The 12,630-nt window shown below is 65.5% G+C and carries 7 protein-coding genes; 2 read left to right on the forward strand and 5 right to left on the reverse strand.

Annotated features, from left to right (window positions below):
• Positions 1–5: 5 nt before the first annotated feature.
• Positions 6–791, reverse strand: a complete 786-nt coding sequence (gene mtgA, locus AC1DOM_RS05910) for a monofunctional biosynthetic peptidoglycan transglycosylase (protein ID WP_498961158.1) — start codon at positions 789–791, stop codon at positions 6–8.
• Between the two features lie 70 nt (positions 792–861).
• Here mtgA and hslO point away from each other — a divergent pair, with 70 nt between their 5' ends.
• Positions 862–1,815, forward strand: a complete 954-nt coding sequence (gene hslO / locus AC1DOM_RS05915; protein WP_498961160.1) for an Hsp33 family molecular chaperone HslO — start codon at positions 862–864, stop codon at positions 1,813–1,815.
• 129 nt (positions 1,816–1,944) lie between these two features.
• Positions 1,945–2,787 carry an XOO1806 family protein gene (locus tag AC1DOM_RS05920; protein WP_498961162.1) on the forward strand — a complete coding sequence of 281 codons (843 nt, stop codon included), beginning with the start codon at positions 1,945–1,947 and terminating at the stop codon, positions 2,785–2,787.
• A 24-nt stretch (positions 2,788–2,811) separates the two neighbouring features.
• On the opposite strand, the gene AC1DOM_RS05925 is transcribed toward AC1DOM_RS05920, so the two are convergent.
• From AC1DOM_RS05925 to AC1DOM_RS05940, 4 genes are all read right to left on the reverse strand, one after another.
• Positions 2,812–4,365 (reverse strand): tetratricopeptide repeat-containing sulfotransferase family protein, encoded by a 1,554-nt coding sequence (locus AC1DOM_RS05925; protein ID WP_498961164.1) that lies wholly within the window; start codon positions 4,363–4,365, stop codon positions 2,812–2,814.
• Positions 4,365–5,939: a tetratricopeptide repeat-containing sulfotransferase family protein gene (locus tag AC1DOM_RS05930; RefSeq protein WP_498961166.1), complete on the reverse strand. Its 1,575-nt coding sequence runs from the start codon at positions 5,937–5,939 to the stop codon at positions 4,365–4,367. Before AC1DOM_RS05930 ends, AC1DOM_RS05925 begins: the two co-directional genes overlap by 1 nt.
• A 91-nt stretch (positions 5,940–6,030) precedes the next feature.
• On the reverse strand, positions 6,031–9,081 hold the full coding sequence (locus tag AC1DOM_RS05935; protein ID WP_498961168.1) for a TonB-dependent receptor: 3,051 nt from the start codon (positions 9,079–9,081) through the stop codon (positions 6,031–6,033).
• Between the two features lie 353 nt (positions 9,082–9,434).
• Complete coding sequence (locus tag AC1DOM_RS05940) at positions 9,435–12,503, reverse strand: TonB-dependent receptor (protein WP_498961170.1); 3,069 nt, start codon at positions 12,501–12,503, stop codon at positions 9,435–9,437.
• Positions 12,504–12,630 lie beyond the last annotated feature (127 nt).

Consider the following 12,630-nt stretch of genomic DNA (forward strand, 5'->3'; position numbering starts at 1 on the left):
GCCGCTCAGTCCAGCGCGCGCAGCCAGGCCGCGCCGCCCAGGTGGTTGGCCTGGCGCTGGATCGCCGCGCTCCGCCGCTGCACGTAGGGCCCGGGCTTGCCGGCGTCGTACTTGCGCGGATTGGGCAGCACCGCGGCCAGGCGCGCGGCCTGGTCGGGCGTCAGGCGGCTCGCGTCGCGGTTGAAGAAGCGCACCGCCGCGGCCTGCGCGCCATAGGTGCCGTCGCCGAATTCGGCGATGTTGGCGTACATCTCGAGGATGCGGCGCTTGGGCCACAAGGCTTCGATCAGCACCGTGTACCAGGCTTCCAGCCCCTTGCGCACCCAGCTGCGGCCGCTCCACAGGAACAGGTTCTTGGCCGTCTGCTGCGAAATGGTGCTCGCGCCGCGCAGGCGCTTGACCGGCGTGCCGCGTTTTTCCGCGCGTTCGACCATGCGCTGGTTGTGCGCGCGGGCTTTTTCGATCGCCGCGATGTCGAAGCCGTGGTGCGTCGCGAAGTTCTGGTCTTCCGCCGCGACCAACGCCACCGGCAGGGTCGGGGCGATCTGATCCAGGTCGCGCCAGTCGTAGCGCGTGCGGTAGGCGAAATCGCCTTCGCCGATGGCCTCGAAATGCCGCGCGACCATGAACGCGCTCAGGGGCGGATCGACGAAGCGCAGCACCAGCACCTGCAGCGTGGTCAGCAGCGCGAACACCAGCGGTGAGAGCAGCAGCCATCGCAACCATCGGCGGCGCCCGCGCGCTTGCGTCCGACGGGGGCCGGCCCCATCTGTCGTTCTTCCCGAAGCCACGTCCTTCCCCCGTCGTGCGTGCGGCGCGCATTATCGCCGCGCGAACTCACGATGGCGCGACACATCGCCCATGAAGATTTCCGACCAGATGACCGACGCCCTTTCCACGCACGAGACCGCCGGCCAGGACGACCGACTGTCGCGCTTCCTCCTCCCCGAAGCCGGCGTACGCGGCGTGCGCGTCCACCTCGACGCCACGTGGCGCCAGATCCGAGACCGGGTGGCGACCTCCGAGCAGGGCCCGTACCCGGCCGGCATCGCGCGGCTGCTCGGTGAAGCCACGGCCGCGGCGGCGCTGTTCACCGGCCACGCCAAGGTCGACGGGCGCCTGTCCGTGCAACTGCGGGGCCGCGGCGCGCTGCGCACGCTGTTCGCCGAATGCACGGCGGCGGGCACGTTGCGCGGCATCGCGCAGTACGACGACGACCAACCGGCGCCGCAGGGCCTGGCCGACCTCGGGCCGGACCCGATCCTCGCCATCACCATCGAGAACCCGACCCCGCACGGCCGCGATCCCCAGCGCTACCAGGGCCTGGTCCCGCTGGAAGGCGGCGACATGAAGACGGCCTTCGAGCACTACTTCCTCCAGTCCGAGCAATTGCCCACCCGGCTCCTGCTGGCCGCCGATGACAACAGTGCCGCGGGCCTGATGCTGCAGAAGCTCCCCGGCGACGCGGGCGATGCCGACGGCTGGACGCGGGCCTGCGCCCTGTTCGACACGCTGACGGCGAAGGAACTCCTCGAGCTGCCCCGCACCACCCTGCTCCACCGCCTCTTCCACGAGGAGGCGCCGGAACTGCTGGCCGACCGGCCCCTGCGCTTCGGGTGCTCCTGCTCCCGCGAGCGCGTGGAGGCCATGCTGCAGTCCCTGGGCCGGGAGGAGGCGGAGGCTTCGGTGGCCGACGGAACCGCGCGGGTGCGTTGCGAGTTTTGTGGGCAGGGCTACGCCTTCACGGCGGCCGAGATCGCGGGGCTGTTCGCCCCGGGCTCGGCGCCCATGCCGGCCCCCGAACGCATGCAGTAACGGGACGCAGATCCCGCTCCGGGTGCATTTTTTTGTCTCCGGATGATTGTTAAATAAACATAAACGGACTAGGATTCAGACAACCGCCTCTTCAGGAACTTCGACCGGCCCTCCGGGTCCCAGACCGCCATGCGACGCTCGTTCCGCCAGCGCCTGTGCATTGCCCTCATCGCCCTCGTGGCGGCGGCCGGGGCGCATGCGCAATCGCGGAACAAGGACGGCATGGTGGAGTTGCCCGTCTGGAACCAGGCGAGCGGCAAGGTCGAAGCGGTGTTGCTCCTGGAGCCCACGCAGAATGCCGTCGGCCTGCGCAAGCAGTTCAGCGAAGGCGCGCTCGACACGGCCTTCGGCCTGGATGCCGGCGATTCGCTCGGCCTGCTGTGCGATCGCAAGACCGGCGTGGCGAGTGCGATCTCGAATCTCGCCAACCACTGCCTGCTCGCCTCGCTCGACGAGCCCACCGACAGCCGCCACTTGAACGCGACCACCGCGTTCAGCCGCAATGGCGCGCGCGTGGGCGTGACCCTGGGCACCGGGCAGGAAACCCTGCCGGCGTGGTTGAGCCCGAACGCGCGGGCGCGCGTCGAGCAGCACGACGTCGCCGTGTTCGGGCAGAAGAATATCGGCCGAGAAGGCTTCATCACCATCGGCGGCACGATCGCCAAGGCGCGCCTGGTGTCGGTGGCGGACGTTCCGGAACTCGCCGATCGCTGGGATACCCGCAGCTTCAGCGTGGGCGGCGGCTACGGCAACTTCAGCGGCAACATCATCGGCCGCGTCATCGACGTGCCGGGCCAGCCGAACAACTTCCAGGGCTTCGGCATCGGCCTGACCTGGCGCACCCCGTGGCGCGGGCAGCTCACCGTTGGCGCGGAAAACGTGGTGACGCGCGGCAAGAATCCCTTCGCGCTGCCGGCCGACACCGAAGACCAGGGCACCGTGCCCTACGTGCAGTACCAGCAGGATCTCTGATCCTCTGACGCCCCGCGGCGCCTGTCAGGCCCCGCGCAACCCTTCGATCAATGTTTGCAGGCGGGCCTCGTACGGCGCCCACTTCGGCACCTCGCGCGCTTCCACCTTGCCCCGCACCTGCACCGCGCTTGCGGTCGACACCCCGCGCGTGCGGTTCTGCAGCGCGAGCATCTCCGGCTCATAGGGGAAGCCGCAGAACGACGAGACCTCGCGCAACACGCGCTCGGTGTCGCGCGTCAGCGCCGCGTAGTCGACATCGAGGATGCGACCGGGAAACGCGGCGTGCCAATGCGCCATCAGGCGCCGGTACTGGTGGTGGAAGTCGGCGAGCTCGCCCTGGTCGTACGAATACGCGTTGGCGGTGGAGAACAGCTCGCGCAAGTTGGAAAAACACGTCTCCATCGGATCGCGCACCATGTGCAGGATCTTCGCGTCCGGCAGCGCGCGGCAGATGAACCCGATATTGAGGAAGTTCGACGGCAGCTTGTCGGTGAACCAGCGCGCGTCGCCCACGCGCCACGCCATGCCCTCGCGATAACCCTGTCCGATCGCGGCGAAGTCGGCGTCGCGTGCGCGCGCGACGATCTTTTCGTCGATCACGCCCGGGCAGTGGTGGTCGGTCCCCCACCGCATCTGCGTGGTGAAGTCGTACAGCTCGCCGACGCCATGTACGTCGCGATGGCCGTCGAGCAATTGTTCGAGCAGCGTCGTCCCCGAACGGTGCATGCCGACGATGAAGATCGGCGTATTTGCCGACGGCGTCGCCGGCGCGACCGGACCCGGCGGAAAATCGATCAGTGCATCGAACAGGCGCCGCGTTTCCTCCCGCGAGTACGACAAGGTCGGACGCTTCGCGCGACACATCTGTTCCAGCGCGGCCCATGCGCCTTCGTAGTCGCCGATGTCGTCGAGCTCCTTGTGCAGTGCATCGGCGAGCATCGCGATTTCGTCGGGCTTGCGGCCGGGGCGTCGCAGCTGCGCACGGATCGCATCGACATGATTCGACGCCCTGGTCTGCTTGCGCACGCGCGCGAGCACGGTCCAGCCGTGCGGGATCTCCGGCGCGCGCCTGTGGCTGCGCAGGACTTCGGCCTCGGCCTCGTCGAACCGCCCGAGATACGTCAGGATCTGCGCGCGCGCGACCAGCGTGGGCGGGAAATCCGGATCTGCGCGACGCGCTTCGTCGAGCAGCGCGAGCGCGCGCGTCTGTTCGTTGAGGTAACTGAATTGCGCCGCCGCGGCCAGCAGAACCGGGATCGGGATGTTCGACAACGGGCGCAGATGGTCGATGGCCTCGTGCATCTCGGGCACGGCGTTGAACGTACGCAGGCGCGAGAACATCTCCCGCAACACCGCGGGATCGCGCGGGCGCGCGCGCTGTGTCTTCAAGGCGTATTCGCGCGCGGCGCGATAGTGGCCGGCGAGCGAATGCGCGTAGGACAGGTGCAGCAACACATTGGCATCGTTCGGGTGCGCGGCCTCGAGCCGTTCGTAGGCGGCGATCGCCTGCGCGAATTCCCGACGCGTGACGTGCAGGTCGGCCTGCTGGCGCAGGCGTTGTTCTTCCTGCGGCAGCATCAGTCGGACAGCCCGTGCGACGCCAGGCGCGCGCGCAGCGGTTCGAGCTGCGTGGCGTAGCGCTGCCACGCGCCGACGCTGCGCGCATGGATCGGCTGGCGCACCTGCGTGCTGCTGGCCGTGGAGACCGGCGCGGTGTTGCCCGTGATGTCCAGGCAGCGCGCATCGAACGGCAGGCCGCAGAAGTCGAGCAACGCGCGCACGGTGGGTTCGGTGTCGGTCACCAGGGTTTCGTACTGCACTTCGAGGAACCGGCCGGGCAAGGTCTCGCGCCAATGGCGGCACAGTGCGTCGAAGCGCGCGTAGTGGTCGGCGAGTTCCTCGAGATCGTAGCTGTAGCCGTACGCCGCGTTGCCGAACAACTCCTTGAGGTTGGAGAAGCACGCATCCATCGGATCGCGGCGCAGGCAGACGATGCGCGCATTCGGCAGTGCCCGTGCGATGAAGCCGGCGAACGCCGCGTTCATCGGATTCTTGTCGGTGAGGAAGGGCTTGCCGCCCGCGCGATGTTCGGTGCGTGCCATGTAGGCGCGCCCGACCGCGTCGAGATCGACCGCGGCGACGCGCGCGACGACGTCGGCGGTCACGGTCGTGCCGAGGAACGCATCGGTCGCCAGGCACAGCGCAGTGTGGAAATCGTTGAGCTCCCCGCCCTGCGCGACGCTGTCGTGCCTGCCGACGATGCGTTCGACGAGGGTCGTGCCCGTGCGCGGCATTCCGAGGATGAAGATCGGTGCGAACGATGCGTCGCTGGCCGATGCATCGCCCTTCGGCCCCGGCGTCCACCGCTGGAGGGCTTCGAAGCCCGCCTGCTCGTCGCATCCGCGATAAGGCACCGTCGCGCGCTTGATCGCCGCGCCCGCCTGCAGGTGGCGCCATGCGGCGTCGATGTCGCCCGCGTCGTCGTATTCCTTGAACAATGCGAAGTGCATGTAGTCGCGCGTGCTGTCATCGCCCGGGAGCGCGGCGAGCGCACGCTCGATGCGTTGCGTTCGCGCACCCGGCGGGCAGGCCTTGCGCAGCGACGCGAGCGACCAGTGCGCAAGCGTGTAGGACGGTTCGATCGCGATGCAGCGCTCGTATTCCGCGGCGGCCTCGTCCATCCGCCCGAGGTATTTGAAGACCTGCGCCTTCGCGTAGGCCAACGAGGCGTTCGGCAGTACGCGCGGCTCGACGTCGGCGATCAGGTCGAGCGCGCAATCGAGCTTGTCGATCAACCAAAGGTGCTGCACGAGCATGGCGCAGTTGCGGATCAGCTCCGGGGCCTGCCAATCCGCGCCCATGATCAACTCGAAGACCAGTTGCGGTTCGTCGAAGGCCAACAGGCGGCGCGTCACGTGCGCAAGGTCGCCCGGCCGCTGGCTGCGAACGGAATTCGCGCAACGCAATGCATGCTCGCGCGCCGCGCGATAGTGGCCCTGCCCTTCTTCGATCACCGACATGCGCAGCCGCACGTACAAGCGGTCGGGATCGGCCGCAAGCAGGGTTTCGTAGATCGGTTTGGCCTCGAGCGGACGGCCCTGGTTCTCGAGCGTCCTGGCCAATCGCCACTGGCGCTCGAACTCGCTGTCCATGGGATACGTATCGTCGAAAAGATTGCCGCATCCTACAAAAAAAAGCGGCCGCCCGAAGGCGGCCGCTCCTTTGTTGCTGACAACCGATGGATCAGAAGTCGTACTGCACCATGAAGCGCACCGAACGCGGTGCCTGGTACGAACGCGGCAGCAGGTAGGTGTTGAGCGGAATACCGGTATCCGCGTCTTCCGCCACTTCGCTGACCGACGTGACCTTCTGGCTGTTCATGACGTTGAACACGTCGACCTTGAACATCAGGCCCGGCGCCCACGACGGCGCGTAGCCGACGTTGAGGTCGATCGAGTTGGTCCACGGCAGGCGACCGGCCGTGCCGCGCGGACGCGGCGCGAACGGATAGTGCGGACCCTGCAGGTCGTTGAAGTCCACCGGCTGCTGGCCGGCCGGCGTCGTACCGCAACGCATGAACGACGAACCGTACGGGTGGAAGCCCGTGCTCGACGGCCACGGCTGGAGMACGCCCAGGCAGTTGATCGGACGACCGGACTGCACGAGCAAGTTCAAGCCCACCGACCATTCGTCGGTGATCTCGTAGTTGCCGAACAGCTTCAGCGCGTGGCGACGGTCGTTCGGCAGGTAGCCGTACGTGTCGACCGCGAGCTCGCGGTAGTCGAAGTCCTGCGTGGTGTTGGTGTCGCTCTGGCCGATGTCGGACTTCACGCCGCCTTCGGTGTTGCCCTTGTTGTAGGCCAGCGTGTACGAACCCTGGAAGAAGAACTTGTCCCAGTTGCCGTCGAGGAAGAACTCGAGGGCGGAGTACGAACGCTTGGCTTCCGGCGCGAGGCGCGCACCGGGGATCGTGTTGAGCACCGGCGCGAGCGGACCGTCGCCGTCCAGGTCGGTGTACAGCACCGCATCCTTGCCCGGGTTGATCAGGCGGCAGTACGGGAAGCTCGGGTTCGGGATCACTGCCTGGCCCGCGGTATCCGGGTTGGCGTCGAGCACCGCGGTGTAGTCGCAGTTGTCGTCGATGGCGGCCTTCAGCTCACGCATGATCGCGCGGGTACCGAAGGTCATGTGGTCCGTGACCTGCATCTGCATGCCCAGGATGTATTCGTCCTGGTACATCGGATCGAGGTTCTTCGACGCGATCGTCTGCGAGTCGTGCGCACGACCGTCTTCGCCGTTGATCAGGTTCAGCGGGTTCAGCGGGCCAGCGAGGACCGGCACGCCCGTCACCGGGTCGACGCCCGTGAACAGGTTGTTGTTCGAACGCTGGAAGATCGACGCGCTCGAACCGCGCACCGCGACGCTCGGCGTGAGCGGCAGGGCGTAGCGACCGGCGTTACCGTAGATCTTGAACGTGCTGTCGCCGTTGACGTCCCACGAGAAGCCCAGGCGCGGGCCGAACTGGTTCTTGATCTCGACGAACGTGTCGCCGGAGGCGGACTTGTTCTTGAACGTGTCCCAGCGGCCGCCGTAGTAGACGATGAAGTTGTCGGTGATGTTCCAGCTGTCTTCGATGTAGAAGGCCTGCTGTTCCAGCTTCACCGTCGTACCGCGGGCGGTGGTCTGGCGACGCACGACGTCGAACTCGTCGCCGTTGTTCGGCACGCCGTCCGGGTTGCGGGTCGAGTAACGCCACAGCCAGCCACCGACGTTCGCTTCACCGGCGACCGACTCGTAATCGTCGACGTCGATACCGAAGCGGACCTGGTGCGAACCGAGCGCCCACTCGGCGTCGATACGCCACTGGTCGCGGGTGTCTTCGTTGTTGTCGGCCTGCAGCAGCGCGCCGCCCATGAGGTGGCAGGAGCTGCCATACGTGCCGGTCACTGCCTTGCGGTAGCCGGGACGGATGTCGAGGATCGCCGGGCAACCACCGAGCGTGGTGGTGGCGAGCGGGTCGGTCGCGTAGGCGTCGGTGATGTTGCCCGAGTACACGACTTCCGAACCGTCCGGGTTCTCCAGGTGCTGCTGGCGCTTGAACACGCCGTGGCCGTACAGGGCGCTCAGCGTGAAGGTGTCGGTCATGTAACCGGTGTACTTCAGGACGTAGTTGTCGCCGCCCTGTTCGTCGACGAGCTTGCCGGCGAAGTTGCCGCGGTTGAGCGTGCGCGGCTGATTGGAATAGACGCTGGTCTTCGTCGTCTGGTCGTCCGAGAACGCCGTGAACTCCAACAGGTTGTTGTCGTTGATGTTCCAGTCCAACTTCACCAACCAACCCGGCGTCTTGACGGTCGAGTCGTTGTTGGTGAAGGCGTCGACGTTGCCGTAGTTGGTCGAGTCGTTCTTCGTGAGCGACACCAGGCCGTAGGCGAACAGCCTGTCCTTGATCAGCGCACCGCTGGCCCACAGGTTCGCGTTGACGCCCTCGAATTCGTCCTTCGAGTTGTCTTCCTGGATCAGGCCGAAGTCGGTCGCGACGAGCGGGTTGGCGTAATAGACGTTCTTGACGTCTTCGCGCAGCGAATCCGGCGCCCAGTAGATGTTGCCACCGGCGTGGAAGTCGTTGGTACCGCGCTTGGTGATCTGGTTGATCACGCCGCCGAGCGAACGACCGAATTCAGCGCCGTAACCACCGGTCTTGACCTGCTGCTCCTGGATGGCCTCGAACGGGACCTTCGAGAAGTTCAGGCTGCGGAACGAGTTGGTGACGTTGAAGCCGTTGATGTAGTACTGGTTTTCCGCAACCGACGAACCACCGAACGAAGCGAGGTTGCCGAACGCGCCATCGCCCTTCACGGTGCCCGGTGCGAGCAGCGCGACGCTGGTCGTGTCGCGCGCGACCGGAATCTTCGCGAGCTGTTCGGCGGTGAGGATCGTGGTGGATTCGACCGACGTGACGTCGATCGGGTTGACCGCCTGGCCCGTGACCGTGACGGCCTCGAGTTCCTGCGGGTTACCGGTGGGCGCGGCGTAGCTGACGTTCGCGGCGGTACCGACGTTCACCGTGACGGTGCGCGGGCTCGTGCCGTTGCGCGTCACCGTGTACTGGCCGATCGGCACCTGCGAGAAGCGATAAGCACCGTCGGCACCGACCGTGATCGTGCGCGAGAAACCGGTGTTGGCGTTGGCGATCGTGATCGTGTCGCCGGCCTGGGCCGAACCCGACACCGCACCCGCGGTGTTCGTCTGCGCCTGGACGCCGCCGATGAAACAGAAACCGAGCGCAAGACTCAACGCGCTTCGCTTTAAGCCTTTTTTAAGATGTTCAGAAGCCATTTCTAACCCCCTCAGGGCTGTTTGCGGATTGACCAATCAGACATCAGCAGCCGGTAAGTAGTCCGACCGGCCGACTATAGACCCTTGAACATTTCCTTAACAAGTACCTTGCGGCGGTTTGGCGCAATTGGATCCAAACAAATTTTTTGCGACTTTTTTACTTTTGAAATCAGTCGCTTGCGTCGATTCCGAGCGACTCCGGACCCTCCTGCAACGGTGTGAGCTGTCGCTGGTAACGTTTCCAGTGCCCCACCGGACCCGACAAAAAGGCCGCCTTTCGGCGGCCTCTTCGTCCCCGCGTGTCGGCAAGGTCAGAAGTCGTACTGGACCATGAAGCGGAGCGAGCGCGGCGTCTGGAAGCTGGCGGGCACCAGGTAGGTCTCGGACGCCAGGCCCGTCTCGGGCACTTCGGCGAGTTCGTTGACCGAAGTGACCTTCCGCGAATTGAACACATTGAACACGTCGATCTTGAACTGCAGGCCCGCTGCCCACGACGGCGCGTACGCAACGTTCATGTCGAGGTTCTGCGTCCACGGCAACCGGCCCGCCGTACCGCGCGGCACCGGCAGGTTGTTGCAGCGCATGAATGCCGCATCGTATGGATGCGGGTCGTAACCGGGGCCGGGAGGCGCACCCGGCGCGCGCGCAGGATCGCGATCGAGCACGCCGATGCAGTTCACCGGCCGGCCCGACTGGATCAGCAGGTTGGCGCCCACCGACCACTCATCGTTGATCGTGTAGTTGCCAAACAACTTGATGCTGTGGCGACGATCGTTCGGCAGGTAGCCGTACGTATCCGTCGTCAGCTCGATGTAGTCGAAATCCTGCGTGACGCTCGTGTCGTTCTGCCCGATGTCGGATTTCACGCCGCCTTCGGTGTTGCCGATCGACTTGGCGAAAGTGTACGAACCTTGCAGGAAGAAGTTGTCCCAGCTGCCATCGACGAAGAATTCCATCGCCGAATAATTGCGCTTGGCCTTCGGCGACAGGCGCGCACCCGGGATCACGTTCGTCGTCAGTTGCCCGTTCCCGAGCAGGTCCGTCACGAACACCGCATCCTTGCCCGGATTGAACATGCGGCAATACGGGAAGCCGGGGTTCGGCAGCATCGCGAAGTCGCCGGCCGCGTTGGAGAAGCCGATGAAGTCGCCCGCACCGTCGAACGTTGCGGAGAATCCGTTCGCATCGAGCACCGCGGTGTAATCGCAGTTGTCGTCGATCGCCTGCTTCAGTTCGCGGTAGATGCCGCGGATGCCGAGGGACAAGTGGTCCGTCAGCGCCTTCTGGAAGCCGAGGATGTATTCGTCCTGGTACATCGGGTCGAGGTTCTTCGACGCGATCGTCAGCGGGTTCTTCGGTCGGCCATCTTCGGAGTTGAGATACAGGAAGCTGTCGGGGACCGCGACCGGATTGATCGGCGCACCGGTGATCGGATCCACCGTCTGGTCGAAGTCGAAGCTCTCGCGGCTGAACAACGACGCCGACGCACCGCGCACCGCGACCGATGGCGTCAGCGGCAGCGCGTAGCGGCCTGCGTTGCCGAACACCTTGAACGTCGAATCACCGAAGACGTCCCACGAGAAGCCCAGGCGCGGGCCGAACTGGTTGCTGATCTTGACGTAGCTTTCGCCGTTGCCGTTGAGGTTCTCGAACGTATCCCAGCGCAGTCCGAAGTAGCCGATGAAGTTGTCGGTGATGTTCCAGCTGTCCTGGATGTAATACGCGTGCTGCTTGACCTTGACGGTGGCGCCCTGCTGGAAGAACTGTTGGCGCGCGCGGTCGAATTCGTCGCCGCTGTTTTCGATGCCGTCGGGGTCGACCGTGGTGTAACGCCACTGGAAGCCGCCTTCGATCGCCACGCCGGCGACGGATTCGAAGTCGTCGCGGTCGTAGCCGAAGCGCAGCAGGTGGTCGCCCAATTGCCATTCGGCGTCGAGTCGGAACTGGTCGCGCGTATCGCCCGAGTCCGTGCGATCGATCTGGCCGTTGTTCGCCAGGTTGGTGATGTTGCAGGTGCTCGAATACACACCGGTCAATTGCCGGCGGTACTCCGGGCGCGCATCGACGATCTGCGGGCAACCGGTCGCCACCGAATTGATGTCGCCGTTGTACTGGACGGGCAGGCCGGAAGCCGTGCGCAGGTGCTGCTCGCGGGTGAATTCGCCGTGGCCGGCCAGGGCCGACAAGGTGAAGGTGTCGGTGAGATAGCCGGTGTACTTCAGGATGTAGTTCTCGCCGCCCTGGTCCTGGAAGTTGGTGCCGATCAGGTTGAGGCGTTCGGTGACGCCCGGACGGTTGGCGAAGACTTCCTGTTCGTTCTTCTGCTTGTCGGAGAACGCGGTGAACTCGAGGGCATGTCTGTCGGTGATGTTCCAATCCATCTTCAACAGCCACGTCGGGAACTCGATGTCGTCGCTGAGGTTGCTCGAAGCGACGGCGTTGCCGTAGGTTTCGTTCTTCGTCTTGCCGTAGGAGATCAGGCCGTAGGCGAAGAGTTTGTCCTTGATCAGCGCGCCGCTGGCCCAGATGTTGGTGCGCCATTCGTCCACGCTTTCCTGCGAGTTGTCCGAACGCAGCACGCCATTGGTCTGGTAGGCATCGTGTTCGTCTTCGCGCAGGTCCTTCGGGCTCCAGAACACATTGCCGCCCACGTGGAAGTCGTTCGTACCGCGCTTGGTGATCTGGTTGACCACGCCGCCGAGCGAACGGCCGAATTCGGCGCCGTAACCACCGGTCTTGATCTGCTGTTCCTGGATCGCCTCGAACGGCACCTGCGCGAAGTTGAGGTTGCGGAACGCGTTGGTGATGTTGAAGCCGTTGATGAAGTACGCGTTCTCCGCCACCGACGCGCCGCCGAACGATGCGAGGTTGCCGAAGACCGCGTCGCCGCGCACGGTGCCGGGCGCGAGCAGTGCGACCGCTGTCGTGTTGAGCGGCACGGGGATCTTGGCGATCTGTTCGGACGTCAGGATCGTGGTGGATTCGACCGAGGTGACGTCGATCGGGTTGACCGCGCCGGTGCCGACGACTTCGACGCCTTCCAGTTCCTGCGGGCCTGCCGCCGCGACGGCCGCGTAGTCGACGTTGGCCGCGGTCCCGACGTTGACCGTGATCTGCCTGGGCGAACTGCCGTTGCGCGTGACCGTGTACTGGCCGATCGGAATCTGCGAGAAACGGAAATTGCCGTCGCCGCCGACGGTGATCGTGCGCGTGAACCCCGTTGCGGGATTGGACACGGTGATCGTGTCGCCCGACGCCGCGCGGCCCGACACCGCACCCGCGGTATTGGTCTGGGCGTGGACACCGCCGATGAAGCAGAGCGCGAATGCAGCGGCGAGCGCGGTGCGCTTCAGGCGCCCGATGTTGCGTGGGGTGGCCATGATCATTCCCTCCTGCCGAAGAACTCGAAGAAGAAGAAATGTGATGCGCGGGACCTTAGACCCCCGGACAATTCTTTAACCAGTCCCTTCCGGCGACCTAACGAAACAGGCCGCCGGATTCAGCTTT

The organism is Lysobacter sp. P5_B12, from assembly GCF_056400425.1.